The organism is Sphingomonas sp. DBB INV C78 (assembly GCF_042693015.1).
Classification (GTDB): domain Bacteria; phylum Pseudomonadota; class Alphaproteobacteria; order Sphingomonadales; family Sphingomonadaceae; genus Sphingomonas_E.
The window spans coordinates 557,409-584,032 of the sequence record NZ_CP170544.1; the positions used below are offsets into that span (position 1 = coordinate 557,409).

The 26,624-nt window shown below is 63.6% G+C and carries 27 protein-coding genes; 17 read left to right on the top strand and 10 right to left on the bottom strand.

What is annotated here, in order from left to right:
• Positions 1-7: 7 nt before the first annotated feature.
• From ACFB49_RS02905 to ACFB49_RS02935, 7 genes are all read right to left on the bottom strand, one after another.
• Entirely contained in the window at positions 8-739 is a 732-nt protein-coding gene (locus tag ACFB49_RS02905) for a hypothetical protein (protein WP_380875710.1), read from the bottom strand.
• Positions 739-1,104 (bottom strand): hypothetical protein, encoded by a 366-nt coding sequence (locus ACFB49_RS02910; RefSeq protein WP_380875713.1) that lies wholly within the window; start codon positions 1,102-1,104, stop codon positions 739-741. The genes ACFB49_RS02905 and ACFB49_RS02910 overlap by 1 nt, the downstream gene beginning before the upstream one ends.
• On the bottom strand, positions 1,101-2,300 hold the full coding sequence (locus tag ACFB49_RS02915; RefSeq protein WP_380875716.1) for a class I SAM-dependent methyltransferase: 1,200 nt from the start codon (positions 2,298-2,300) through the stop codon (positions 1,101-1,103). Before ACFB49_RS02915 ends, ACFB49_RS02910 begins: the two co-directional genes overlap by 4 nt.
• On the bottom strand, positions 2,297-3,352 hold the full coding sequence (locus ACFB49_RS02920) for a nitrilase-related carbon-nitrogen hydrolase (RefSeq protein ID WP_380875718.1): 1,056 nt from the start codon (positions 3,350-3,352) through the stop codon (positions 2,297-2,299). Before ACFB49_RS02920 ends, ACFB49_RS02915 begins: the two co-directional genes overlap by 4 nt.
• 4 nt (positions 3,353-3,356) lie before the next feature.
• Positions 3,357-4,916: an FAD-binding oxidoreductase gene (locus ACFB49_RS02925; protein WP_380875720.1), complete on the bottom strand. Its 1,560-nt coding sequence runs from the start codon at positions 4,914-4,916 to the stop codon at positions 3,357-3,359.
• 1 nt (position 4,917) lies between these two features.
• Positions 4,918-6,165, bottom strand: coding sequence for an MFS transporter (locus ACFB49_RS02930; protein ID WP_380875722.1), 1,248 nt, complete (start codon positions 6,163-6,165; stop codon positions 4,918-4,920).
• A 106-nt stretch (positions 6,166-6,271) separates the two neighbouring features.
• Positions 6,272-8,773, bottom strand: a complete 2,502-nt coding sequence (locus tag ACFB49_RS02935; protein WP_380875724.1) for a TonB-dependent receptor — start codon at positions 8,771-8,773, stop codon at positions 6,272-6,274.
• A gap of 129 nt (positions 8,774-8,902) precedes the next feature.
• On the opposite strand from ACFB49_RS02935, the gene ACFB49_RS02940 reads away from it, so the two are divergent.
• The 6 genes from ACFB49_RS02940 to ACFB49_RS02965 all read left to right on the top strand — a co-directional run bounded on the left by ACFB49_RS02940 (position 8,903) and on the right by ACFB49_RS02965 (position 14,468).
• Positions 8,903-9,583 carry a hypothetical protein gene (locus tag ACFB49_RS02940; RefSeq protein ID WP_380875727.1) on the top strand — a complete coding sequence of 227 codons (681 nt, stop codon included), beginning with the start codon at positions 8,903-8,905 and terminating at the stop codon, positions 9,581-9,583.
• Between the two features lie 85 nt (positions 9,584-9,668).
• Positions 9,669-10,499, top strand: a complete 831-nt coding sequence (locus ACFB49_RS02945) for an HpcH/HpaI aldolase/citrate lyase family protein (RefSeq protein ID WP_380875729.1) — start codon at positions 9,669-9,671, stop codon at positions 10,497-10,499.
• A complete protein-coding gene (locus ACFB49_RS02950; RefSeq protein WP_380875732.1) occupies positions 10,492-11,001 on the top strand; it encodes a MaoC family dehydratase in 510 nt (169 codons plus the stop codon). Before ACFB49_RS02945 ends, ACFB49_RS02950 begins: the two co-directional genes overlap by 8 nt.
• A 14-nt stretch (positions 11,002-11,015) precedes the next feature.
• A complete protein-coding gene (locus ACFB49_RS02955) occupies positions 11,016-12,185 on the top strand; it encodes an acyl-CoA dehydrogenase family protein (protein ID WP_380875735.1) in 1,170 nt (389 codons plus the stop codon).
• Positions 12,182-13,375 carry a CaiB/BaiF CoA transferase family protein gene (locus ACFB49_RS02960; RefSeq protein ID WP_380875737.1) on the top strand — a complete coding sequence of 398 codons (1,194 nt, stop codon included), beginning with the start codon at positions 12,182-12,184 and terminating at the stop codon, positions 13,373-13,375. The genes ACFB49_RS02955 and ACFB49_RS02960 overlap by 4 nt, the downstream gene beginning before the upstream one ends.
• A 4-nt stretch (positions 13,376-13,379) precedes the next feature.
• Positions 13,380-14,468, top strand: a complete 1,089-nt coding sequence (locus ACFB49_RS02965) for a CaiB/BaiF CoA transferase family protein (RefSeq protein ID WP_380875739.1) — start codon at positions 13,380-13,382, stop codon at positions 14,466-14,468.
• A gap of 4 nt (positions 14,469-14,472) precedes the next feature.
• Here ACFB49_RS02965 and ACFB49_RS02970 read toward each other — a convergent pair whose 3' ends face one another.
• Positions 14,473-15,240: a GntR family transcriptional regulator gene (locus ACFB49_RS02970; protein WP_380875742.1), complete on the bottom strand. Its 768-nt coding sequence runs from the start codon at positions 15,238-15,240 to the stop codon at positions 14,473-14,475.
• A 38-nt stretch (positions 15,241-15,278) separates the two neighbouring features.
• On the opposite strand from ACFB49_RS02970, the gene ACFB49_RS02975 reads away from it, so the two are divergent.
• From ACFB49_RS02975 to ACFB49_RS03025, 11 genes are read left to right on the top strand one after another with little or no spacing between them, the layout of a single operon-like run.
• Entirely contained in the window at positions 15,279-16,523 is a 1,245-nt protein-coding gene (locus ACFB49_RS02975) for an MmgE/PrpD family protein (protein ID WP_380875745.1), read from the top strand.
• Positions 16,520-17,827, top strand: a complete 1,308-nt coding sequence (locus ACFB49_RS02980; RefSeq protein WP_380875747.1) for an MmgE/PrpD family protein — start codon at positions 16,520-16,522, stop codon at positions 17,825-17,827. Before ACFB49_RS02975 ends, ACFB49_RS02980 begins: the two co-directional genes overlap by 4 nt.
• Positions 17,824-19,194, top strand: coding sequence for a phenylacetate--CoA ligase family protein (locus tag ACFB49_RS02985; RefSeq protein WP_380875750.1), 1,371 nt, complete (start codon positions 17,824-17,826; stop codon positions 19,192-19,194). The genes ACFB49_RS02980 and ACFB49_RS02985 overlap by 4 nt, the downstream gene beginning before the upstream one ends.
• Entirely contained in the window at positions 19,191-20,507 is a 1,317-nt protein-coding gene (locus ACFB49_RS02990; protein ID WP_380875752.1) for an amidase, read from the top strand. The genes ACFB49_RS02985 and ACFB49_RS02990 overlap by 4 nt, the downstream gene beginning before the upstream one ends.
• 16 nt (positions 20,508-20,523) lie before the next feature.
• Positions 20,524-20,829, top strand: a complete 306-nt coding sequence (locus ACFB49_RS02995; RefSeq protein ID WP_380875755.1) for an REDY-like protein HapK — start codon at positions 20,524-20,526, stop codon at positions 20,827-20,829.
• A complete protein-coding gene (locus ACFB49_RS03000) occupies positions 20,829-21,662 on the top strand; it encodes an SDR family NAD(P)-dependent oxidoreductase (RefSeq protein WP_380875757.1) in 834 nt (277 codons plus the stop codon). The genes ACFB49_RS02995 and ACFB49_RS03000 overlap by 1 nt, the downstream gene beginning before the upstream one ends.
• A complete protein-coding gene (locus ACFB49_RS03005) occupies positions 21,662-22,528 on the top strand; it encodes a polysaccharide deacetylase family protein (protein WP_380875760.1) in 867 nt (288 codons plus the stop codon). The genes ACFB49_RS03000 and ACFB49_RS03005 overlap by 1 nt, the downstream gene beginning before the upstream one ends.
• Positions 22,525-23,289 carry an enoyl-CoA hydratase/isomerase family protein gene (locus tag ACFB49_RS03010; RefSeq protein ID WP_380875762.1) on the top strand — a complete coding sequence of 255 codons (765 nt, stop codon included), beginning with the start codon at positions 22,525-22,527 and terminating at the stop codon, positions 23,287-23,289. Before ACFB49_RS03005 ends, ACFB49_RS03010 begins: the two co-directional genes overlap by 4 nt.
• Positions 23,286-24,191, top strand: coding sequence for a VOC family protein (locus tag ACFB49_RS03015; RefSeq protein WP_380875765.1), 906 nt, complete (start codon positions 23,286-23,288; stop codon positions 24,189-24,191). The genes ACFB49_RS03010 and ACFB49_RS03015 overlap by 4 nt, the downstream gene beginning before the upstream one ends.
• Position 24,192: 1 nt before the next feature.
• Entirely contained in the window at positions 24,193-25,041 is an 849-nt protein-coding gene (locus ACFB49_RS03020) for an alpha/beta fold hydrolase (protein WP_380875768.1), read from the top strand.
• A complete protein-coding gene (locus ACFB49_RS03025) occupies positions 25,038-25,883 on the top strand; it encodes an alpha/beta fold hydrolase (RefSeq protein ID WP_380875771.1) in 846 nt (281 codons plus the stop codon). Before ACFB49_RS03020 ends, ACFB49_RS03025 begins: the two co-directional genes overlap by 4 nt.
• A gap of 59 nt (positions 25,884-25,942) precedes the next feature.
• On the opposite strand, the gene ACFB49_RS03030 is transcribed toward ACFB49_RS03025, so the two are convergent.
• Together ACFB49_RS03030 and ACFB49_RS03035 are read right to left on the bottom strand one after the other, a co-directional pair.
• Complete coding sequence (locus ACFB49_RS03030; protein WP_380875774.1) at positions 25,943-26,248, bottom strand: YciI family protein; 306 nt, start codon at positions 26,246-26,248, stop codon at positions 25,943-25,945.
• 32 nt (positions 26,249-26,280) lie between these two features.
• Positions 26,281-26,586 (bottom strand): DUF1330 domain-containing protein, encoded by a 306-nt coding sequence (locus ACFB49_RS03035; protein WP_380875777.1) that lies wholly within the window; start codon positions 26,584-26,586, stop codon positions 26,281-26,283.
• Between the last annotated feature and the right edge of the window lie 38 nt (positions 26,587-26,624).

The following is a 26,624-nucleotide window of genomic DNA, read 5'->3' on the forward strand; positions in this document are numbered from 1 at the left end:
TTTCGGATCAGCGCTCCAGCTCGACCAGCTCGTACCAGGTCTGCATATAGCCGCCGACGCCGCCCTGGACGAAGATAGAGTCCACGTCCGCGGTCACCCACATGTCGTAATGCGGGTGTGGTGTGCCGCCCATGCCCGGGCCTTCGTCATCCACGAAGCGGAAATGATGGCAGTCGAAGGTGCCTGCCGCGACGGTAACGGTATCTTCGCCGACATATTCGAGGCCGATCTCGACCTCGGCGATCATGGGCGGCGTGGCGCCGCGATGATCGGGGGAGGGGAGGAAGACCCGGATCTTGCGCCGGTGCGGGCCTTTGGAGAGGTCCATGCAACGTGTTGTGAAGCCATCACCGGCGATCGGATGGGTGCCGAAGCCGTCGATGGTGCCGGTATAGGGCATCTTCTGCGACAGGCGGCCGATCGTGGGACCGAAGCTTTCGCACTCGATGAGCCCGCCATTGTCGCCGGGCGTGTGGTGCAGCCAGCCCGAACCCATATAGGCATCGCCCACAGTCAGATGGACGTGGAGATCCTGCGGACGACCCTTGCTGTCGAGCACGTAGACGATGTCACGCAGCACGCTGGGCGAGGGCTCTTCGATCTCGCAGCGCGCGCGGAAGATCGTGCTGCCGTCGCCATGATGCGTGAAGCTGAACCATTCGCGCCCGCGCTCCTGATCGAGCATCTCGGGCTTCTTGGAGGTGTAGCGGATGCGTCCGCTGACCGTGCGATGCTGCATCAACTATCCCTCAATTCGATGCTGAGTTCGGACATGGGGCGCTCGGGCGCGGCCTGCATGGCCTCCATTTCCTGCTGAACGCCGCGCATGATCCGCGCGACATATTCCTTGGTCATCGCCGCGCGCTCATAGGCTGCCTCGCCCGTTGGCTGCCAGGCGTCGATGTCGGCGCGGCTGATCGTGCCCTTGGCGTCCAGCAGGCGTTCGACGGTGTCGAGGCGTTCCTTCACCACGGAGACCTCGGCGGCGAGCGCCATCACGATCGAAAGCGTCCGTTCGGCATTGAAATCGTGGAGCGTGTTCGGGCGTTTGCCCTTGGCCCGCGTGCCGGCGCGGGCGATCGGGTCTATGCTTTCGTCACTCATGCTTCGGGTTTCCATGCTCCATAGGCATTCCAGGCAGCCGCGCGGCCATGGTCTTCTTCCGCGCCCTCGGCGGCTGACGGAAAGATCGTGCGGTCGACGACGGCCAGCACGCGGGCGGTGAACTGCCTGTCGCGGGGAAGACCGGCTTCCTCCATCACCTGCTTCAGATCGAGCGCGTGCATCGCCGACCAGTAGGGCTCGTTATTGTTGAAGGCGTCCCAGTCGCGGATGAACTGCTCGTAGAGCGGCATGTCATCGCTATATTGTGGCTGTTCGAGGTGGAACATGAGGCCGCCGGGCGCGAGGACGCGTTCGCTTTCGCGAATGATCTTCGGCAGCGCCTTGCCCGACAGTTCATGCAGGTACATCGTCGTCTGCACCCAGTCGAAATGGCCGTCGGCAAAACGGCTCATATCCTCGGCGTTCATCTGGATGAAGGTGATGTTCTTCGCACCCAGCGATTGCGCGCGGGCATGCGCGTAGCGCAGCACCGCCGCGGCCGTGTCGATCGCGATCACCTCCGCATTGGGGAAGGCAAGCGCGAGCGGCACGATATTGTGGCCGACGGTGCAGCCGAGATCGAGAATACGCCGCGGCTTCCAGTCGGGACGCTCCTTGCGGATCCATTCGACCAGCGCCTGGCCGCCGCCGTCCGACAGCGCACCCAGGCCGCCGCCGGTGGTGGCGAAAAGGCCGCTGTCATAATTGGCACCCGCGGACATGTCGCCGGGGCGTTCCTCGCCATGATAGCTGCCGGGCATGCAGTGGATATCGACGGCGTCCATATAATGCGGCAGCGGCAGGTCCGGATCGAGCTGGAGCGTGTCGCGGCCCTCGTTGAACTGACGCACCTTCGCCGAAAGCTCGTCGATCTGGCGCAGCGTGATCGAGCGGCCATTCTGTTGGCGCATCTCCATCGAGTTGCGCTTGAGCGCGGACCAGTAGCGATGCCAGGGATCCTGGTTCATCGCGTCGCGGATCTCGAAACGGTCCTGCGGATCGCGGCCATGCTCGGCCTGGAAGGCAGGGAGAACCCGCGTGTCATAGGCGATCTTGTTGCCCGCGCCGATCGAGCTGGACAGATATTTGTTGAAGGCGGTCAGGAAGTTGTAGCGCGCGGCCTCGTCATGCGTGGGCGTCGGGAAGACGGCGTGGCGCGCGACGGCGGTATAGGGCGGGGGCACATCCTGTTTCATATCAGTCCCTCCTTCGAAAGACGTTCGATCACCTGTTCCTGCACCCGCAGGAAATGGTCACGATCGGGAACCTTGACCACCCCGTCGGCGATCAGGCTGTTGGCCGGCTGGGGCGCTTCGCCGCCATAGACCGGTGCGAAAAGCTCGAGCCGCTGGCGGGCGAGGAAATTGGTCATGCCGGGCTTCCGGCGCTGTGCCCGAAGCGCATTCAGATCGAGATCGGCAAAGGCGGTGAAGGTTTCGCCCGGGCTCGATTCCGCGAGCGGATTGCCCTTGTAATCGATGATGATGGAGTTCCCATCCGCCGAGGCGGCCGGCATAGCGGTCCCTTCGATCCCCGCGGTGTTGGCGGAGACGACATAGGCGATGTTTTCGAACGCCCGCGCACGCTTGGCGATCTGCTTGGGCGTGGCTAGCGGCGAGCCGATTTCGGATGAGGAATGGACGAAGATCTCGGCGCCGCGCAGCGCATGTGCGCGCGCGATCTCGGGATAGAGGATTTCCTCGGATGCGATCGCGGCAAGGTTGCCGATATCCGTCTTCGCCACGGGAAAGACGCCGTCGAGACCGTAGATATCGAGATACTTCGACCAGACATCGTGTGGCGTGGGGGCGAACATCGAATTGAGGCGGCGATAGCGCAGTACAACCTCGGACGAGGGAGCGACCACGAAGCTCGTCTGGAAATAGATGCCCGGGAAATGCGGGTCGCGCTCATAGGCATTGCCCGCAAGAAACAGGCTCTGCGCAGCCGCGATCTTGCCGAGCGCTTCATATTCGGGGCCGTCGATGTCGAGCGCTGCCTTTTCGGCGAAATCGGGGATCGAGATGCGCCCCGGATAGCTCGTCAGGAAATATTCGGGCAGCACCGCCAGACGCACGGGACTGCCGCCATATTGCTGGATGAAGATCGAGGATGCGCGGAGCTTCACGCCGATCTCCTCGATCATCGCCAGCATCTGCGCGTTCGCCGCCGCACGATCGGGCAGGCGTTCGACCGAGCGTGCGGCGATCTGGAGCGCCAGCGCGGCGTAAGGCTTGATCGCGGCCATCGCGTCAGAGCCCGAGGCTGCCGGGGTTCATCAGCCCCTTTGGATCGACGGCCTGCTTTACAGCTCGGAGCAACGCCCAGGCCCGGGGATCGCTAGCTTCCTGAAGCGGGTATGTGCGCGCAACCTGCAGGTGCGTCGCTTCCAGATCGCGGAAGATGCGGACGATTTCGGCCCGCAGGCGATCGACCAACGCGCGCGATGCCGCATTGGGCGGGAAGCGGTTGAGCTTGGCGAGATGATCCGCCTCCAGCGAGCGGCAATGAATGTCCTCAAGCGCATCGGGCCAGAAGAAGACGGGCTCGATCAGGCAGGTCGAGCGGCTGACGGCGGCGAGCATAGCGCCGGCGGCGACGCTATGCGCCTCCATTTCGGCCCTGTTCGCGTCGAACAGCGCCTGCACCCGGTTCCAACCCTCGACGAGCCGGCTGTGGGGCAGGAATCCATGGACCGGAACCCAGCGTTCGCCTTCGGGACCGACCATCGAGTTGACGGGCGGAAACGGGTTTGCGCGCAGGATCTTGGGGATCGTGTTCTCGATCGCTTTGCCGCCATGCTTCACGGCGATCGCCTCGATCGCCTTCATGTCAGCATCGACGGCACTCTGGTAGCGGCCCTCGGCGATCAGGTGGAGCGAGAAGGGAACGTCATCGAGGAAGGAACGGCCGGCGACGACTACCTTAGCGCCCTCCTTCAGTGCCTTCAGCACCGACCCTTGCGCCTTCATCATGTTGACGAGTGACTTGGCGTCCTTGGTCAGGCTGTCGCGCTTCATCCGCTGCGACTGGAGATAGGGATCGAAGCCGAAGCTCTCGGACGCCAGGCCCTCGCGCGCGATCTCGCTCATCGCGCCAAAGAATGCTGCGGCGTCAGGGAAGGAGAAGGAGCCACAGGCAAAAGCCGTGCCTTCGCGGACGAGCTTCAACGTGATCGTCGCCTTGACGCCCAGCGCGCCGCAATCGGCGGCGAACAAGCCTGTGATGTCGGGACCGAACGGGCGGAAGAAATTGCTGCCGGTCGAAACGATGCTGCCATCTGCCAGCACGACCTCGAAGCTCAGCGCCGCATCAACCACGGTGCCGCCCGATGCGCCCCAGAACACACCATTCTGGCTCATGCCGCCGCCGACCGTGGCGTTGATGCCCGAAAGCGTGCCCCAGGCGAGCGCGCGCAGCCCCTTTGGTTTCAAGGTGCGCTGGAGCTTGTCCCACGTGCAGCCGGATTCGACGGTGACCGTCATATCCTCTTCGTTGATGTCGAGGATGCGGTTCATCGAGCCGGTATCGATCAACAGCGCGCCGGCTTCGGGAGCAAGATAGCCGCTGGTGTAGCTCATGCCGCCGCCGCGCGGGACGATCGCGACGCCTGCCGCAGTCGCGGCCGCGATGCCGCGTGCCAGCATCTCTTTGTCCGTCGGGCGGAAGACCGCAAGGACGGTCGGACCGCTGCTGAAAACGTCCTGCGAATAATAGCGAAGCTCGGCCGCGTCGGTGATCAGTGCCTCGGCGCCGACCCCGGCGATGATCGCGGAAAGCGCGGTGTCGTTGGTGGGGGCCAGCGTTGCCATGTCAATTTCCTGAAGGAAGGGTCTTGGGATCGGGATAGCGGCCCAGCGCCAGCAGCAGCGCACCGCCAGCCGCGAACATGCCCATCGCGACACCCAGGATCAGATCATAGCTGCCGGTGCGATCGCGGACCATGCCGTAGACGATCGGCGAGATGGCCGAACCCATCGCAAAGGGCATGTAGAGCACGCCATAGATGCGGCCATAATGTGCCATGCCGAAATATTTGGCGGCGAGATAGGCGATGACGTCGGATTCGGTTCCCGCCGCGAAGCCGAGGAGGAAGCCGCCGATGATGACGTGGCTCAGCGTGGCCTCGGTCCCCATCAGAAGCCAGCAGGCGATGGCGGGCAACAGCAGTGCGGGAAAGGCGACGCCAGGGGCCCAGAAGCGATCGAACAGAAAACCGACGAGCAGCCGGCCGGTAAGGATGCCGATCGCGACGACGCCGAGAACGCTCGCCGCAACCTCGGGCTTGAAGCCGTGCAGGCCGACGATCTGGGCGATGTGGATGTGGGCACCGCCATAAGCGAAGGCGGTCAGGAGGATTGAGGCAAGCAGCACCCAGAAGCGATAACCGCCGACAGCCTCTTTCAGCGAAACGCCGAAGATGGCGCCACTCGCATCGGCCACGCCCTCCGGGCACTCCTCGGGCCGGGGTTCGCGAAACCAGATGAAGGCGATAGGGATGGCGACAATCAGCGGCAGCAGCGCCACGATCGGAAAGGCCATGCGCCAGCCGCCCGCGCTGATCGCCTTTTGGGCGATCTGCGGCACTACCATCGCCGCAAGGCTGGTGCCGAGCAGCATGATGCCGAGCGCGAGGCCGCGATGCTTGTTGAACCACAGGCTGATCGCACGGCTCCAGGTGACCGGGGTCGAGCCGATGCCGATCGCGCCGAGCGCCGCCCAGAAAAGGAGATAGCCGGTCTTCGACGCGGGGAGGAAATAGAAGGAGCCGAATACGGCCCCGAACAGGAAGAGCGACCACAGCACGACCGGGCGGACGCCGAAACGATCCGAAAGGCCACCATAAAGCGGCGCCATCAGTGCGGCGATGATACCGAACACGGTGACGCCCGCGCTGACCTCGGCAAAGTCCCAGCCGAATTCGGTGCTGATCGGCCCCATGACGAGGGGCAGGACATTGAAGGGAAGGGGGGAGGCCCCGCAGGCCACCCCGACTAAGGCCGCTGCGAGCGGCTTCGCGCCTAGCTTGAATTCAGAGCGCGCGCCCGCCGCGGTTGCCATCGTGGAGAAATTTCCTTGTACTACACTGTCTTGACGCGACATCTCGGAAGCTCTCCAAGGTGCCGCCCGGGAGAGCGCGATGGCGCAATCCCGGGCAGTGAGGTTACTAGAAGTTGTATCGCGCGCGCGCCATCCAGGTCATCGGCGGGTCGATGTAACGGGTGTTCACGAGCGAGGTGTTGGCGGCGGTCTCGTTGAAGCAATTGGTGCAGGACACCGAGAACTGCCACTTCTTGTCCGCGCCGTTCAGCGCCAGATTGGCGTTGACGAACCAGGCGGCCGGCGAGAAAGAACCTGTGATGATGTCACCATCATAGGGGTTGGAGGGGTAAGTGCCGTTGGTGCCGGTAATGCCGCCCGAATAGATCGTGTAGTTGGCAGCGTTGGTTTCCTGGCTGCTGCGGTAGCTCGCATTGATCGAGGGAACAAGCGACATGCCGCTGCTGCCCAGCTCAAGCTCGTAGCTGCCGCCGAAGGCCACGGTCCAGTTCGGCGTACGCGTGGGATCGGCGATCTCGCCCTCGGGCGTCACGATGCCGGCGCCGCAGGCCGCGGTGGTGCCGGTGCCGCCGGGGATGTTCCCGGCCGCGAGCAGTGCCTGGCAGGCTCGCTGCTGCGCGGCGACCGACTGGATGCCATATTCGTCGAAATCGGGCGCATCGCGATCGATCTTGTACTTGGCGTCCTGGTAGCCCGCGTTGACATAGAGGTGGAGGCCATCGACGGGCACGACCGTCAACTCGGCTTCGATACCCTTGTTGGTGAAATCGGCAAAGTTGCGAGTGATGAAGGTGGCGGAGCCGTTCGGATTGACCAGCGCCGACGGCGTCTGCAGATCGCTGACATCGGCGTAGAAGAAGGTCAGGTTGGCACGGACGCGATTGTCGAACCAATCCGACTTGATGCCCGCCTCATAGCTCCACACCTTTTCCGGGCCGAACGGCAGGAAGGCATTGGCCGCCGTCGCGCGCGCGTTCCAGCCACCCGACTTGAAGCCACGCGTTGCCGAGGTGAAGAGCAGGACGTCGTCCGTAACCTTGTAGTTGACGGCGAAACGCGGTGTCCACAATTTGGCCTTCAGCTTGTCCGGCACCGCAAGACCCGAAGGGCCGACAAGGTTGGAGGTGTCGAGGCAGGTGGCTTCCAGCGTGCCGTCGTTGCAGCTCGCGCGGTTGTCATGGACGTCCAGCGTCTTGGTTTCGTCCGTATAGCGAATGCCCGCCGTGAGCTTGAGCTGCTCGGTGACGTTGACGTCGACCTGCGCATAGCCGGCCAGCGCCTCGGTCTTGTTGCGGAGCAGACGGTCTGCGAGCACGAGCGTGGTCGTGGGCGACAGCGTGAAGGTGTCGGCGAAATCGGTGCGGTTGTTCTCGACGAGGTAGAACGCACCCGCGACATAGTCGATCAGGCCGTCGGCAAGGCGGCCGTTGACCTTCACTTCCTGGCTGAACTGCTCATGCTGGCCGTCCGTCAGGATAGCGAAGCCGCCACGTTCGTAACCACGAACCGGCGGGATCGGGTTGGCGAGCGAGGGGCCGCTGCGGCCGTCATAGAAGTCCAGCGCATATGTCTGGTCCTGGCTGACATAGCCGGTGATGAGGCTGACCGTGGTGTGGTCCGCCACGTCGAATTCGAAGTTCGACGTCACCAGATCGGTGGTGGTGTAGTTGCCGAGGAGGAAGTTCTTCTTGCGGCCCGTGATCGGGAGTGTCGAGAAGGGCGAGTCTTCCGAGCTTTTGCCGGAAGGAATGCCCGTCGTGGCGAACCGGCCCTTGCAGTCCGTCGGATCGGCCGGATTGCACTGGAAGTTCAGGATGTTTTCGCCGTTGGCGATGATGTGCGCGTAGGAGCCGTTCCAGCGGATCGACGGGCTCAGTTCGCCGCGAATGCCAAGGCGGGCGCCCCAGCCGTCGTCGTCGTTGAGGCGTTGGCCGGTGGTCACGTTCTTCACATAGCCATCGTCATTCTGCCAATAGCCGCTGACCTTGATCGCAAAGGTGTCTGCCAGCGGAATATCGACCGATCCGCGCGCCACCTTCTTGTCGAAGCGACCATAGCCGAGCTCGGCGAAGCCGCCGAATTCGTTGCCTGGTTCCTTGAGGATCACGTTGACGGCGCCGCCAGTGGTGTTGCGGCCAAACAGCGTGCCCTGCGGGCCGCGCAGCACCTCGACGCGCTCGACGTCGAACAGGTTGATATTGTTGGCGTTCTGGCGGCTCAAATAGATGTCGTCGACATAGGTGCCGACCGGCGGGTCGAAGGTCGGGATCGTTTCGGTATTGCCGAGACCCCGCAGATAGAAAGCGTTGGCGGTGCCGATGCCGGTGTTGTTCATCGACACCAGGTTGGGAACGAAGCGCCCCAGTTCCAGCGTATTGGACACGCCCTGATTGCGAAGCTGATCGGCCGTGAAAGCCGACACGGCGATCGGAACGTTCTGCAAGCTTTCGCTGCGACGCTGCGCGGTAACGACGATGTCCTCGATGCCACCGCTTGTTTCTTCCGCGCTCGTGGCTGGCGCTGCGGAGTCGGTGGTCTGTGCGTTGAGTGGTGCAATCGAAAGGCTCGCCGACAGCGCGGTCGTCGCGACAAGCAGAAGGCGCTTCATCTTATTCTCCCTCGTGATCCGGATTTCTGGCAGTTCTGCCTGCGGACATTTTTTTGTGATTTGTCCGGACAAATTTTCATGTAACTGTCACAGTGTCAAGCGGCCTTGGGGCCGGAGGAGAAATTTGCGATGACACTGAGCGATCTGGCCTATCCGAGCCTCGTCTATATCCACCTGTTTCTGTTCGTGATGTGGCTGGGCGGGGACGTCGGCGTGTTCCTGGCCGGTCAGCATTTCCGCAAGCGCCAGCTCTATACGCTTGACCAGCGAATCGTGCTCCTGAAGCTGCTTGTGCTGATCGACATGACGCCGCGGACCGCATGGGCGCTGATGGTGCCGGTGTCGCTTTCCGTGGTGAGTCTGGGCGGTTTCTGGGCCGTGCCGGGTGCCGTACTCGTGGGTGCGTGGATCGTCGGGCTGGCCTGGCTCTGGCTTGTCTGGGATGCGCATTTTCACGACATGACGCCCCGCGCGGCGCGCAACCGGCGAATCGAGTTCTGGCTCAAGAATGTGATCACCGTCGGATATCTCGGGCTCGGCGCGGTTTCGCTCGTCACCGGGGCGCCGCTTGCAGGTAAGTGGCTGGCCGCCAAAGCGCTGCTGTTCGGCCTGATCTTCGTCGCCGCGATCATGATCGACGTGGCCTTCAAGCCTGTCGGCCCACAACTCGGTCGCCTGCTCAAGGAGGGGTCGAGTGACGAGACCGAGGTGCCACTTCGCAGGACCATGGACCGCACCCGCGTGTGGGTTTTCATCGTTTACGCCCTGCTGATTGTCACCTCCTACCTTGGTGCGGTGAAGCCTTTCTGACGGAAAAGTACGGATCAGCGCTTTTGCGCTTGACTTATAAGTTGTCCGGACAAATTCTTTAGACCGTCAACAGGGGAGGTTCTTCGTGAACGCGGCCTTCGGCCTTTCATCGATGCTGTTCGTGCCTGGCTCGAAGCCGGAACGTTATGGAAAAGCGCTGTCGAGCGACGCTGCGGCGGTGTGCATCGATCTGGAAGATTCGGTTCCCGAATCGGGCAAGGCCGGGGCGCGGGCAGCGGCGATCGCGGCGATTGGCGAGGGCGATCGCCGGCTGATCCTGAGGATCAACGGTGTCGCCACGCGTGCCGGCCTCGAAGATATCCTGGCGCTCGCCGACGCCGCGGTGTTGCCCGCACTGCTGTTCGTTCCGATGGTCGAAAGCCCGGCGCAGATCGCGATCATCGTGTCGGTGCTGGGCGATCGTGTGCCCGGCATCGTGCCGCTGATCGAGACCGTGAAGGGGCTCCGCGTAGCGCACGAGATTGCGACCGCGCCCGGCGTTGTCGCGATGATGTTTGGCGGTGGCGACTTTGCGGCCGAACTCGGTGTGGCGCTCGCCTGGGAGCCCTTGCTGGCGGCGCGCAGTGCCTTCGTGATGGCGTGCGCCGGCGCAGGCATTCCGGCGATCGACGTGCCTTTCATTGCGCTCGACGACGCAGAGGGGCTTCATGTCGAAGCCGCAGCGGCCAAAGCGCTGGGGTTCACGGGGAAGGCGGCGATCCACCCCGCTCAGGTGGACGCGATCAACGCGCTGTTCCGCCCCTCCGCGGAAGAGATCGTCGAGGCTGAAGAGGCGCAAAAAGTTTTCGACGCGGCCGGTGGCGCCGCGGTTCGGTTCAACGGCCGCATGCTCGAAGCACCGATCATGCGGCGCTATCAAAGGATATTGGCAATGCGGAGCAAGCACGATGCGTGACGGAGTGATTGAGGTCGCTCCCGGACGTTTCCGCGAGGTGCAGGGACGCTACTTCGAGGATTTCGTGGTGGGGCACATCTATGAGCATCGTCCCGGCCGCACGATCACCGATGCCGACAATGTGTGGTTCACGCTGCTGACGATGAACACGCATCCGGCGCACTTCGATTATGAATTCTCGAAGAAGACGGAGTTCGGAAAGCCGCTCGTGGTCAGCCCGCTGACGATCGCGCTGATGACTGGGATGAGCGTGTCGGACACCAGTGGCAAGGCGATCGCCAATCTGGGCTGGGACGAAGTGCGGATGACCCATCCGTTGTTCGTAGGCGACACGCTTTATGCCGAGAGCGAAGTGCTCGAAAAGCGCGAGAGCAAAAGCCGGCCCGATCAGGGGATCGTGACGTTCAAGACCGTCGGCAAGAACCAGGATGGCACGATCGTGAGTCATTACAAGCGGTCCGTGCTCGTGTGGAAGCGCGGCTGCGGCCCGACGGACGATTGAGGAACAGAAAAGACATGTCCGAACACGTCCAAAGGCACATCGCCCCCGACGACGAAGCCGCGCTGCTCGATTCGATCGATCGCTGGATCGAGCGCGACGTGCGCCCCGTCGTCATGCACCACGACCATAACGACATCTGGCCTGCCGAGCTCGTCGAGCAGATGAAGGAAATGGGGCTGTTCGGCGCCACGATCGGCCAGGAATATGGCGGCCTCGGGCTGCCGGCCACGACCTATGCCAAGATCATCACCCGCGTGTCGTCCTACTGGATGGCGATCACCGGTATCGTCAATTCACACCTGATCATGGCCGCCGCGGTCGAGCGCTTCGGCACCGAAGCGCAGAAGCAGACCTGGCTGCCCAAATTCGCCAGTGGCGAAATTCGCGGCGGGCTCGCGCTGACCGAACCCGACGCGGGCACCGATCTGCAGGGCATTCGTACCACCGCGGTGCGCGATGGCGATGACTATGTCATCAACGGTACCAAGACCTGGATCTCCAACGGCATCAAGGGAAGCTGCTTTGCCCTGCTAGTGAAGACCGATCCCAAGGCCGAGCCGCGCTACAAGGGCATGAGCTTCTTCATTGCGCCCAAGGGCGAGGGCTTCACCGTCGGGAAGAAGTTCGACAAGCTCGGCTACAAGGGCATCGACAGCGCCGAGCTGATTTTCGACAATTATCGCATTCCGGCCGAAAACCTGATCGGTGGCGTCGAAGGTGATGGCTTCTTCCAGGCGACCGGCGGGCTTGAACTGGGCCGCATCAACGTGGCGGCCCGCGGCGTGGGCCTCGCCGAAGGATCGCTGCGGCTCGCGACCGAATATGCGCAACTTCGCAAGACGATGGGCAAGCCGATCGCACAGCATCAGGCGATCCAGTTGAAGCTGGGTGAGATGGTGACGCGCGCCGAAGCCTCACGCTTGCTGGTTGAGCAGGCGGCGCAGGCCTATGATCGCGGCGAACGCTGCGACATGGAAGCGGGCATGGCGAAATTCTTCGCCTCCGAATCCGCGGTTCGCAATTCGGAGGAGGCGATGCGCATCTTCGGCGGATACAGCTATTCCAAGGAATATGAGATCGAGCGCTACTATCGGGATGCCCTGCTGATGTGCATCGGCGAGGGCACCAACGAGATGCAGCGGATGATCATCGCCAAGCAGTGGCTGAAGAGGAACCCGTTGTGACGGCCAGACTTCCACTGGCCGGTTTCCGGATCCTGTCTGCGGAGCAATATGGCGCTGGCCCGTACGGCACCATGTTCCTCGCCCAGATGGGCGCGGAGGTCATCAAGATCGAACCGCCCAAGGCAGGCGACACTGCACGGGCGGTGGGGCCGCATTATCTGCGCAAGGGCGAGAGCCTCTACTTCCAGAGCTTCAACCTCAACAAGCGGTCGCTGACGCTGGATCTCAACACGCCTGAGGGCAAGGAAATCCTCCACCGGCTGGCGGCGTCGAGCCATGCAATGGTCAACAATCTTCGCGGCGATCTGCCGGACAAGATCGGGCTGACCTATGCGCAGTTGAAGCATGCGAATCCCGCAATCGTGTGCGCGCACCTGTCGGCTTACGGCCGCGACAATGAGCGGGCACGCTGGCCGGGCTATGATTATCTGATGCAGGCCGAGGCGGGCTGGCTGGCGATGACTGGTGAACCCGATGCGCCGCCGACGCGCGCGGGGCTGTCGCTCGTCGACTTCATGACTGGCACGATCATGGCGATCGGGTTGCTCGGCGCGCTCGTTGATGCGCAGCGTTCGGGCATCGGGCGCGACGTCGATGTCGACCTGCTTTCGGCCGCTGTGCATCAGACCAGCTATCCCGCGGTCTGGTATCTCAACGAGGGCGACGTCACGGCGCGCGTGCCGCGTTCGGCGCATCCTTCGGTGACGCCGAGCCAGATGTTCCGCGCGGCCGATGGCTGGGTGTTCGTGATGGCACAGCTTCCCAAGTTCTGGGACGTCCTCGTCACGCGCATCGGCCATCCGGAACTGGCGACGGACCCGCGTTTCGCAACGCCCGCCGACCGGTTGACCAATCGCGATACGCTGACCGGAATTCTGGATGGCATTTTCAGCCAGAAGCCTGTGGCATACTGGGTGGAGCTGTTGGCCGGCCATATGCCCGTCTCGCCGGTCTATGGCCTCGATCAGGCGCTCGACAATCCGTATCTGCAGGCAACGGGCATGATCGACACGGTCTCGCATCCCGATCGCGATGCTATGCGCGTCCTCGCCAATCCGATCCGGCTCGACGGCGAGCGGTTGCCCAATCGGGCGGCGCCGCTGCTCGGCGCGGATAGCGATGCGGTGTTGGCCGAAGCCGGCTTCGACGCGAGCGAGATTGCCGCATTCAAGGAAAAGGGTGTCGTCTGATCCGATGGGAAAGCTTTCCGGTATCAAGGTCGTAGATCTGTCGCAGTTCCTGCCGGGGCCGATGCTGTCGGTGATGATGGCCGATCAGGGCGCCGAGGTGATCAAGATCGAGCCGGCCGCGGGGGATCCCACGCGCGATCAGGCACCGTTCGAGGCGGGCCAGTCGATCTGGTTCCGCAATCTCAACCGGGGCAAGAAAAGCGTTGTGCTCGATCTCAAGAGCGACGCGGGGCGTGAGGCGCTGTGGAAGCTGATCGACGATGCCGACGTGTTCGTCGAGGGCTTTCGCCCCGGCGTCACTGCCAGGCTTGGCTTCGGCTATGAGGCGGTCGCGGCGCGCAATCCCGGCATCATCTATTGCTCGATCTCGGCCTTCGGCCAGACCGGGAAACTCGCGCACCACGCCGCGCATGACATTGCGGTACAGGCGATGGCGGGCTTCCTCTCCGTCAATGACGGGGGTGATGGAATGCCGGTGGTGCCCGGCGCGCCTTCCGCCGATATGGCGGCCGGGTTGACCGCCTTGTCGGCGGTGCTGATGGCCCTGATCGGTCGCGCGCAGAGCGGGAAGGGCGACTATGTCGACGTCGCCATGTTCGATTCCCTCCTGCCCTGGTGCGCGCATATTGCAGGAGCATCGATCGCTGGTGGCGAGCCGCCGCGATCGGCCACCCAGCGGTCGTTGGGCGGGGCCGGCTTCTACAATGTTTACGAGACCGCTGATGGTCGACACGTCGTGCTCGGCGGTCGCGAACTGAAGTTTGTCGCGAACCTGCTCAATGCGCTCGGACGGCCTGATCTGATTGCGCTGGGCAGCGAGGCGCCCGGCGAAGGGCAGGCGCCGCTGGTCGCTTTTCTCCGCGAAACCTTTGCCGCGCGTACGCGCGATGAATGGGTGGAATGGTTCGCCGACAAGGACGTTGCCTTCTCGCCAGTCCTTGATTTTCGTGAAGCGATGGTCGCACCACATGTCGCGGAGCGGGGGCTCGTGGTCGAGGCGGGCGGCGCGCACCATATCGCGCCACCGATCCGCTTTGCAGGCGACGTGGCATGGCAGCCCGATGCGGCGCCGGAGCTCGGCGCCGATGGCTGATCCGTCAGGCGTCGACCTCGATATGCATGGTGTAGGCGAAGCGGTCGCCGGGATGGTGGCTCGCCGAAATCTCGAGGATGCGCCCGGTGGCGTCGAGATAGCAGCGCATGATCCGCAAACACGGGCTGCGGCGCGGAACGCCCAACTCGGCCGCAACAGGGCCGCTTGCCGGCACCGCCTGGATGTCCTGCGTCACGCGGGCGATCTTGACGCCCGAAAGACGTTCGAGTTGACGGAAGATCGTGTCCTCGTTCGGCCGGATCTCGCGCGCTACATCCCCGAGATCGGGGTGGATGTAAGCGTCGGTGAGGGCGATCGGTTCGGCGGCGCCCTGCCGGGTACGGAGGCCGCGAAAATGATACCAGCGCCCACCCACCGGCTCGGCGATGTGCGCGGCGAGTTTCTTGGGCAGCAAGGTGGTGCCCTGCGCGGTGAAGAGATATTTGGTGTCGCGCGCATATTGAAGGATTTCGCCGACGTTCGACAGCGGTTGGTGCAGCGCGCCGCCGCGCGCCGAGGCGGGCTGGATCACGGTGCCGGACCCGCGCTTGCGCTGAATCAGGCCTTCGGTCTGGAGCGAGCGCAACGCCTCGCGAACGGTGAAGCGGCTGACGCCATAGCGCGAACACAACACACTTTCGGTCGGGAAATGAGCGGGATCGGGATAGTCTCCGCGCAATATTCCCGCGCGCAAATCTTCGGCAAGTTCCTGGTAGCGCGGCTTCTTGCTCCCATTTCCCGTGGCCTTTTCAACTGTAGCCGACAAAAGCACGCTCCCCTATCAAGTCGTTGCGCTTCGGAATTCTTCCTGTGAGCGTCGACAATCATAGCCTAATCGAACAGCTTGCAAAGCATCTGCAGCGCCCGATACAAAATATTGTCCGGACAAGATCGCGGCTGCACCTGCTGGACTGGCTGGGCTGCGTCGCCGGCGCAAGACGCTCGGAAATCGCTCGAATCGAGGCGGGGTTTAGCGCCGATCCGGCGCCATACAAGGCTGCGTGGCTGGGCAACGTGCTCGAGATGGACGACGTCCATCGCACCGCGATCCTGCATCCCGGCCCGGTGGTCTGGCCGACGGTACTGGCAGCCGGGGCGGACGTGCTGGACGACGCGCTTGACGCTGCCGTTCGTGGCTATGAGGCGATGATCGCCATTGGCGCGATGCTCGATGGCCGGCATTACGCCGTCTGGCACAATACCGCGACGGCGGGCGGGTTTGGCGCTGCTGCTGCGGCCGGCTTCAGGCTGGGCGCAAGCGAAGCCCAGCTTGTTTCCGCGCTCGGGCTAGCAGGCTCGGTGACGGGCGGCTTCTGGCAGATGCGGCATGAGCCAGTCATGGCCAAGCAATGGCATCTGGCACATGCGATGCGGACGGGCAGCGAGGCTGCTCGGCAGGCGGTGGCTGGCATCACCGGCCCGCGCTTCATCCTCGAAGGACCGCAAGGGCTGTTCGCTGCGACCTGTGAGGCGCCAAAGCCGCTCGAACTACCTGATGGCTGGCGGATCGGCGAAGTCAGCTTCAAACCCTGGGGCGCCTGTCGCCATGCTCATCCCGTCATCGATGCCGCACTGGAACTGAAGGCGAAGGGTGCGCTGGGCGGGCCGGTGACGGTGTCGACCTATCGGGATGCCCTCGTCTTCTGCGATCGGCCTGATCCGAAGACCGTGATCGACGCCAAATTCTCTCTGCAGCATGCCGTCGCGATCGTGATGAAGCGCGGCGTGCCGCAGCTTGCTGATTTCGAGCCCGACGCGATCGCGGCGCTTGCTTGGGCACGCGCACTTGTGCGTGTCGTGGAGGGGCCGGAATTCACGGCTGCCTACCCGGCGCATTTCGGCGCCTCCGTTTCGACCGGGAAGGGCACGGTTTCGATCGTCGATACACGCGGCGATCCCGAGCGGCCTTTATCTGAGGAGGGCGTGATTGAGAAGGCACGGGCGCTCATGGCTTGGGGCGGCATCGGGGTCTCCGAAGCGGAGAGTGCGATAGAGACGGTGCTCGAAGGCGAGCGAGTGTCCGACATCAACCGGATACTGGAGGGCTGGCTGTGACCGCGACACGCCGCATTCTTGATTTTGCGCGCGCGGAACACCGGCTCCCAACCGAAGTGCGGGATGCGGCGATCCACCTCCTCGGCGACACGCTTGCAACCGGAGCGGCGGGATCGACTGCCCCGGGCGCTGATGGCGTGCTGGCAGCAGCGAGCGGCTGGGGGCAGGGGAGTGACGCCCGCGTGATCGCGCGCGGCGTCCGGTTGCCGGCAGTGGGTGCGGCGTTCGTCAACGCCTTCCAGATCCATTGCCTCGAATGGGATGCGGTCCACGAACCCGCGGTCGTGCATGCGCTTTCCACCGTCACCGCATCCGTCATGGCGGCGATCGACCGGCGTGGCGGCTGTGATCCGGAAACGGCGCTGGTCGGACTTGCCGTAGGCGTCGACATCGCCAGCGGGCTCGGCATTTCCGCAACGACGCCGCTCAGCTTCTTCCGCCCCGCGACCGCGGGCTGCATCGGCTCGGCGCTCGCTGTGGCGCGGATCGACGGCGTCGAGAATCTCGAGGACGTCCTCGGCCTCGCTTATTCGCAATGCGCGGGCACGATGCAGGCGCATGTCGAGGGCTCTATCGCTCTCCCTTTGCAGATCGCCGGCGCGGCTCGGGCAGCGATCGCAGCCGTCGATCTTGTGAAAGCCGGGCTGACCGGCCCGCATGATGCGCTGGAAGGGCCGTTCGGCTATTTTCGGCTGTTCGATCAGGGCGATCCTGCCGCTTATGCTGAGACGCTCGGCCGCGTGTGGCGGATTGGCGAGGTGAGCATCAAGCCCTTCCCCTCGGGCCGCGCCAGTCATGGCGTGCTGGCGACGCTGGACACGCTGCTGCGCGAGGGGACGATCGACGCCGCATCGGTTGCGAAGGTCGAGGCATTCGTCCCGCCGCTGATTGAGCGGCTGGTGGGGCGTCTACTCAGGCCCGACATGACGCCTGCTTATGCGCGCCTGTGCCTGCCGCTGCTCGTCGCGCTGATGCTGACCGACCGGCGTATCGATCCCCGGCGCTTCACGTCCGCCACCTTTGCTGATGCCGCGATCGGGGCACTGGCGGCGAAGCTTTCGATCTCGCTCGACGGCAATCCCGATCCCAACGCGCTGTCGCCACAGCGACTGGTGGTGACGCGCACGGACGGTTCGGTCGTTGAGCGCGCTATTCCCAACACGCTGGGGCACCCGCAGGCTGCGATGAGCCCCGCGCAGACGAGGACCAAGCGCGACCTGGCGTGTGAACTCGCCGCAAGCGAGCCCGATCCGCGCCTGTTTTCCGATCCGCTTTCCTATTTCACACGTCCGGAGCCAGCATGACTTTCCCGACCTATTTCGAAGCCTTCGACGCCAGGCAGATGCTCCAGGACTATCCGGTCGGGGATGCGTTCACCGCGCGCTACACCGCGATGAGCAGGGACGAACTCCACGGGCTCCAGAACGAGCGCTTCCTGAAGCTGATGAAGCGCGGCTGGGAGATCCCCTTCTACCAGCGGCTCTGGGGCGCCAAGGGCATCGAGGCGGGCGACATTCGCGCGCTGGAGGACATCACGAAACTCCCCGTCTACGACAAGACAGATCTGATGGCCTCGATTGCCGATCATCCGCCCTATGGCGATTTCGGCGGACTGGGTGGGCCGGATCGGGCGCCGACCATCTTCCATACGACGTCGGGCACCACCGGTCGCCCGCAGGCACTGCTCTTCGGTCCCAAGGGGCGCGAGATCACCAACCTCCTCGTCGGGCGCATGTATCGCTGGCAGGGCGTAAGCCCGTCGGACGTCGTCCAGTCAGTCTATGGCCATGGCATGATCAATGGCGGCCACTATATCCGCGAGGCCGTGACCCACTTCACCAACTCGATCTTCCTGTCGGCGGGCACGGGGATCGAGACGCGTTCGGTCAATCAGGTCGGCCTGATGGCGGACTTCAACGTCTCGGTGCTGGTCGGCTTCATCGATTATATCCGTAAGCTCGCCGAGACCGCCGAGGCCGAGGGGCTGCTGGACCGGATCAACATCAAGATGATCTGCGGCCATCTCGGCACCGAGGATCGCGCCAGCGTCGAAAAGGCGTGGGGCGGGGCCAAGGCCTATGACTGGTATGGCGTGGGCGACACCGGTTCGATCGCGGGCGAGGGGCCGGAGCGTGACGGCCTCTATGTCTGGGAGGACGCGCAATTTCTCGAACTGCTGGACGTCGATACCGGCGCCAAGGTGGGCACTGGCGAGACCGGGGATATGGTCGTCACCTGCCTCTTCAAGGACGATATCGCTCCCTGCATTCGCTTCAACACGCACGACATCACGCATGAACTGACCGGCGCCAACCAGACGGGCATGGTGTTCAAGCGGATCGCTGGCTTCAAGGGCCGCAGCGACAATATGGTCAAGCTGCGCGGCATCAACGTGTTCCCGCATGCGATCGGCGCGCTGATCGAGAACCGCGCGGACCTGACTGGCGAATATGTCTGTCACCTGTCGCGCGATGCGGCGGGCCGCGATGATATGTGCGTCACCCTGGAAAGCCGTGGCGGCACCGATCACGCGCAGCTTTCCGCGTTGCTGCGTCAGGGGCTGGGCGTCGAGGTTTCGGTAACGCTGGTCGGCGTCGGCGAAACCGCGGCTGCGACGCAGATCGATGTGCGCCAGAAGCCGATCCGGCTGATCGACGGGCGCAAGCTGTGATCGAACTGCACCAGCTCGACATAGCTGGGCTGCGTGCGGCCTACGCGGCGGGCGAAACCACACCCGCTGCGGTCGTCGATCATTATCTTGCGCGGATCGACGCCCATGATCCCGCGATCCGTTCCTATATCGAGATCGATCGCGCCGCTGCGCGCGCAGCGGCGGAGGAAAGCGGCGCGCGCTTTGCCACTGGCACCGCTCGTCCGCTCGAAGGTGTGCCCGTGGCGGTAAAGGCGAACATTGCTGTCAGAGGGCTCGACTGGAATGCGGGCATGGAAGCACGGCGCGGCATCACCGCAACCGAAGATGCGGAGGCGGTAAAGCGGCTGCGCGCGGTGGGTGCAATCATCCTCGGCACGCTCAACATGCACGAGGCAGCGCTGGGTGCGACGACCGACAATGTCTGGTTCGGCCGCACGATCAATCCGCACCGCGAAGGCTACACGCCCGGTGGCTCATCGGGCGGCAGCGGAGCAGCGGTCGCGGCGGGGCTTTGCGTCGCCTCACTGGGCACCGATACGTTGGGCTCCGTCCGTATCCCGGCGGCCTATAACGGTGTTTACGGTATCAAGCCGACGCATGGCGCGATCCCGGACGTCGGGCTTGTACCTCTCAGTGAATGGCTGGATAGCATCGGCCCGATCGCACGCTCGCTCGACGATCTTGACGCACTGCTTGCGGTGCTTTGCGACCCAATGGAACAGGTCCTCGCACCGGTGCGTGTCGTCGTGCTCGACAGTTTCGATGATCTTGATTGTGAACCTGCTGTATTTGTCGCTTATGAACGCGCGCTCGCGCTTCTGGCGGGCATGCCGAAGACAACATTGGCGATACCGGACGACGCCGGAGACGTGCGCTTCGCCGGTTTTGTCATCGCAGCGCGCGAACTAACCGACCATCTGGGCAATGCGCGCCACGATGCCGAGGGCAAGCTGTCGGACGAACTTCGATTCATGCTCGATTATGCCGATGGTCGAACCGAAGCCGATGTCGCACGCGCCCAAGCTGTCATAGCCCGCACCCGATGTGCGGTACGTGACGCAGTGGGCAGGGACGGTGTCTTGTTGATGCCGACGGCCCCGCAGGCGGCCTTCATGCATAGCACCCGCCCACCGGCGACCCAGTCTGCATTCACGGCGTTCGCCAATATCGCTGGGTTGCCGGCGGTTAGCATCCCCGCCGGCCTCGATGCCAACGGCCTCCCTGTGGCGGTGCAACTGGTCGGCCCCGAAAACAGCGAGGCCGCGTTGATCGCGCTGGCCCGAAGGATCGATGCCGGGCTTGCCGGTTTCGTACCGTCCCCCCTGATTTGAGAAGAAGGAGAGCCCCATGCGGATCATCGTGCTGTTCAACCTGAAACCTGGCGTCGATCCCGCTGCCTATGAGAACTGGGCACGCACGACCGATATTCCGGGCGTGAACGCGCTGGGCTCCGTCAAGGATTTCCAGGTCCATCGCGCGACCGGCGTACTCGGCAGCGACGCGCCATCGCCTTTCGCATATTTCGAGGTGATCGACGTCGCCGACATGGATGCCTTCGGTAAGGACGTGTCGAGCGAGGCGGTGCAGAAGGTCGCTGCCCAATTCCAGCAGTTTGCGGACAATCCGCAGTTCATCCTCACCGAGACGCTGTGATGCGTCGCTTCGAGGGAAAGACGATCGTCGTCACCGGCTCGGGCCGGGACAAGGGTTTGGGGCAGGCGATCCTGCAGCGCTTCGCTGACGAAGGCGCCAACTGTGTCGTCTCCGATTTGGGCAAGCCGGCCGAACATATGGGCGCAAGCGACATCGGCACCACCGACGAGATGGAAGCAGTGGCCGCGGAACTGCGGCAGCGTGGCGCGAAGGTCGCGGTGATCCCGTGCGACGTGCGTTCCGAGGAAAGCTGCGAGGCGCTCGTCGCGAAAACGGTCGAGACTTTCGGATCGCTCGACATCTGGGTCAACAATGCAGGTATCGGCTATATCATGAAGCCACTGCTCGAAACGACGTCGAGCGAATGGGAAGCGGTGATCGGCGTCAATCTGTCGGGCGCCTTTTATGGCACCAAGGCCGCCGCGAAAGCGATGATCGCCGGCGGCAAAGGCGGGCGGATCATTAACATCGCCAGCCAGGCGGCGAAGACGGGCTTTCCGCACATGGCGCCCTATACCAGCTCCAAGCACGGCATGGTCGGCCTTACGCGTTCCAACGCGATCGAGCTCGGCCAGCATGGCATCACCGTCAACGCGGTCTGCCCCAACCATGTCACCACCGGCCTTGGTGCGCGCCAGAACGAGTATTTCTCGAAGCTGCTCGGGTTCGATACCGTGGAAGCCTATATCGACAACATGAAGCGCAAGAACCCGATGGGACGTCCGGGTCTTGGCAGCGACACCGCCGCCGCCTGCGCGTGGCTGGCCTCCGACGACGCAGTTTACGTGACCGGCGAGGCGCTCAACGTCTCGGGCGGTGAGGAGATGCATTGATGATCGAGGAACGGATCGACTGGCCCAACGGCGCGAAGCTTGCTTTGTCGGTCGTCGTCAATGTCGAGGAAGGGTCGGAAATGACCGTGGCGCGGGGCGACCGCGGCATGGAGCCGGTCGATGAGCTCGGTATCCATATCAAGTCGCCGATCCGCAATTACGGTAATGAATCCAATTATCTCTACGGCATCAAGGCGGGCGCGCCACGCGTCGTGAAGCTGCTGAGTGACTACAACATCATGGCGAGCTGGACGGTTGCGGCGCTGAGCCTCGAAAACCATCCCGAAATCGCAGCGGCCATTGCGGAGCTTGGCCATGAACCCGTCAGCCATGGCTGGCGCTGGGTGCATCAGTTCAAGATGAACGAGGAGCAGGAACGCGAGTTCATCCGCAAGGCGGTCGCCTCGATCGAGAAAACCGTCGGTGTGCGTCCTTATGGCTGGCTCAGCCGCTATTTCCACACGGACAATACGCGGCGCCTGCTGATCGAGGAGGGCTTCGCTTATCACATGGATGATTATTCGGGCGACGTGCCGTTCTGGGATAAGCAGACGGTGCCCGGAAAGCCGATCACAATCGTGCCTTATCAGCTCGATTCCAACGACATGAAGATGTGGACCGATCCGGCGATGACGCCGGCGCAATGGCTGGAATATGCGAAGAACTGCTTCGACCAGCTCTATCGCGAGGGCGAGGCCGGCAATCCCAAGATGATGTCGCTGGGCCTGCATCTGCGTATCATCGGTCGGCCGGGCCGGATCTGGGCGCTCGAGGAATTCTTTCGCCACGTCAACGCGAAGAAGGATGTGTGGATCACCACGCGCCACCAGATCGCGCAACATCTTGCAAAGGTCGATCCGGCGTGAGCGTTCGCCTCGAAAAACAGGGTGCGATCGCGCATCTGCTGATCGACCGTGCGGTGAAGCGCAACGCCTTCACGCAGGCGATGTGGGAGGCGCTGCCCGGACTGCTCGCCGATGCGATGGCGGACGACGCGATCAAGGTCGTGATCCTCCGCTCGGCCGAGCCGGGAACCTTCTGCGCCGGTGCGGACATCGCTGAATTCAGCGAAGGGGCGCTCGATCCCGAGTGGCGCGCTAAGAACCAGGATTCGATCCGCCGCGCACAGCACGAACTGGCGCGCGCCGAAAAGCCGGTGATCGCGGCGATCGACGGCGATTGCGTCGGCGGCGGCTGTGGGCTTTCGATCGCGTGCGATCTGCGTGTGGCCTCGCCGCGTGCGCGCTTCGGGATCACGCCGGCGAAGCTCGGTCTCGTTTATTCGCTACACGATACCAAGCTGCTCGTCGATCTGGTCGGCCCCGCGCAGGCCAAGCGTATCCTGTTCACGGCGCAACTCCTGCCGGCTGAAGAGGCGCAGCGCATCGGGCTGATCGAGATCCTCGACGAGGATCCCGTTGCGGCTGCGACTGCGCTGGCCGGGGCGATCGCATCCGCGTCGTCGCACAGCGTGCGCAATACAAAGAAGATCGTTCGCCGCATCCTCGACGGGCAGGCCGATGACGACGCGGAGACGCACGCATTGTTCGGCTCGGCCTTCACCGGTGAGGATTTCAGGGAGGGCGTCTCGGCATTTCTCGAAAAGCGCAAGGCCGTGTTCAAATGAGCGATTATCTCACACATGGCCGGATCGCGGGCGGTGTAGTCTCGACCCCCGATCTCGATGCGGCGCTCGCCGATTATCATGGCTGCCTTGGCCTTGCTGTGGTCGAACAAGGCACGCTCGACGCCGGTCTCGCCGCGAGCTGGGGCTGCCCCAAAAGCGCGGGCGCGCGTTTTGCGACGCTCCAGCCGCAGAGCGGCGCGCATTGTTTTGTCCGGCTGGTCGAGGCGCCCTTGCCTGACGATTTCAAACCAACGCGAACCTTCGGTTGGGCAGCTTACGAGCTGACCGTGAAGGACGTGTTCGGCTGGCCGGATCGTCTGCAAGGCAGCGGCTTCGATATTGTCGGCCCCCCGAAGGCGCTTGAAGGGCTGCCCTATTTCATCCCGATGCAGGTGACGGGGCGCGGGCGAGAGATGATCTATCTCAACGAGGTGGCGGACAACACGCCGACCTCGGATCTGCCAAAGGCGAACTCGCTCACCGATCATATTTTCATCGTGATCCTCGCGACCCCCGATCGCGAGGCGAGCCTCAAATGGTTCGAACAAGCGCTGAAGCTCGATGTCTCGTCGAGCTATACGCTCGCTTATTCGATGATCAACAACGCCTTCGGGCTGGGCAGCGATTACCGCACCACGATCACCATGGTGCAGAAGGGGCGGCTGCCGATCATCGAGGTCGACGATTATCCCGCCGAGGCAGCCGTGCGGCAGGGAGATCCCGAGATGCTGCCGCCGGGCAATGCTATGATTACGCTTGCGATCGACGATCTCGACGCGCTCGACGTCGCGTTCATCGCACCGCCGGTAGAGCGTGACGGCCCGGTCTATGAGGGGCGCCGTGCGGCCACAGTGCGCGGATATGCCGGAGAACTGATCGAACTCATCGAGATCGGGGGCTGAGATGGAGGTGCGGCGCGCCTATGTCGACGGTCCCTTCGGTCAGATGCATGTGCGCGTCGCGGGAGAGCCGGGGGAGCATCCGCCGCTGATCTGCTTTCACATGAGCCCGATGAGCGGGCGCATCTACGAACGCTTCCTCGCGGTGCTGGCCGCGCAGGGGCGTATGGCGGTCGCGATCGACACACCGGGCTTCGGCATGTCCGATCCGCCGTCGTCGCCACCCGGTATAGCCGATTATAGCCGGGCGATGCAGGCGGCCATCGCGGCGTTGGGTTTTGTCGGGCTGGTCGACCTGATGGGCTATCACACCGGATCGATGATCGCAGCCGATCTCGCTGCCGACCGGCCCGACTTGGTGCGTCGGCTGGTCTGCGTGTCGGCGCCGATTTTCACGTCGGAAGAACTTGTGGAGATGCGGCGGCTCTATGCGCCGCATATGCCGGACGCGGATGGCAGCCATTTGCTCAAGCGGTGGCAAGGCTTTGTCCACTGGAATCTCGGACGTGGCCTGTCGATCGAGGACCTCAACGACATGTTTCCCGAAGGGCTTCTCGCAGGCAATCGCGAATGGTGGGGGCACAATGCCGCCTTCTCGTTCGTGCCCGACATGCGCATTCCCGAAGTGACGCAGCCGATGCTCATCCTGAGCACCGATGACGATCTGCAGGAACAGAGCCGGCGCGCGCCCGCGCTGATGCGCCACGGCCGCCTCGTCGAGCTGCCGCACTGGGGGCACGGCTTTCTCGACGGCTTTGCCGACGATGCGGCGGATCTGGTGCTGAGCTTCCTTGGTGCGGCGGACGACGCCCCGTTCGGCGCGATCCGCGTGCCATCAAGCGCCCGGCAGTGAATGATGTCGTGATCAGGCGCGGCTTTGCCGATGTCGGCCACGGGCAGTTCCATTATCGCCATGCCGGAGCGGGCGCGCCGCTATTGCTGCTCCACGCGTCACCGGGCAGTTCGCGCCAATTATTGTCACTGATTGAGGATATGGCGGATGACAGGCGCGTCATCGCGCCGGACACGCCCGGCAATGGCGACAGCACACCCTTGCCACTGGACCGCCCCGAGGTTGTGGACCTGGCCCGCGCCACTCTCGAATTTATCGACAGTATCGGACTGGAGCGCGTCGATCTCTACGGATCGCATACCGGTGCCGCCATTGCAGGCGAGTTGGCCATATTGGCGCCCGAACGGATCGATCGGCTCGTGCTCGATGGGATCAGCGTGCTCACGTCCGAGGAATTAGAGGAAGTGCTCACGCACTATGCCAAGCCGTTCTCGCCCGACCTCGACGGCGCCTATCTGATCCGCGCCTTCAATTTCCTGCGCGACCAGTATCTCTTCTTCCCCTGGTATAGCCGCGACTGTGCAGGGCGTCGCGATGGCGGGCTCGGGCGTGCAGAGGATATCCATGCCTGGCTCGTCGAACTGCTCAAGGCGAACGACACCTATCATCTGAACTATCATGCGGCGTTCCGGTGGGACGCGCGGGAGCGTCTGCCGCAGATCACGCGGCCGACGCTCGTGTTCGCGGCAGAGAATGACCCGCTGATCGAAGCCACCCGGTCAGTGGCGCCGCTGCTGGATGATGGGCGCTTTGTGATGTTGCCGCGCGGCGATACCGCCGATTTTCGTATCAGGCGGGCGGCCTTGATCCGCGGATTCCTATCCGCGGATCGACATCGTTAAAGCGGCTGACTTCAGAGGCGCCGGTAAATGCTATCTGTGCGACGCGTGCCATGTCCTCCCTACCAGGTCTTGCCGCCAACCCATTCGCCAGCGGCCGCGTTAAACGCGCGGATCTCGATGTCGGACCAGATGTCCGCCTTGTAATAGGGATCGGTTTCTAACAGCGCGCGCGCATCGGCTTCACTATCGGCCTTCACCACTAGCAGCGAACCCGTGAAATTGCCGTCCTCGTCGCGCAGCGGGCCAGCGACGGCGAGCCGATCGAGGTTCGTTTCTACATGCGCCAGATGCTCCTTCAGCTTTTCCATGCGCGTTGCCGTCGCGCCGGGCTTGTCCTTGGTGATGATAGTGTAGAGTTTGGGCATTTCGGGCTCCTTTGTGGGACGTCTAAATCTGCTCAGCCGGCAATATCGGGCGCTTCAATCAACACGACCTGGCATTCGCTGATGCCCTCGCGCAGCGCCCGCACCTCACGATATTCGGAGGAGTTCCAGAAGGTGAGCGCGGCCTCCTTGCTCGCCCACTCGGAAATAACGACCGAACCACCATTGCCGAAACTGCCTTCAAGGAGCTCGGCGCCTGGCGCTCGCATCCGGTATCGCCCGCCGAATTGCTCGAGTAGCGCCGCGGCCCGGGGCGCGTAGCGCGCAAGAAAAGCCTCGCGGTCCGAAATGGTGGCGATGACGATGAGGTAAGCGGGCATCGAAGGCTCCGATTATGTTGATCCAAAAACGGGTGAGG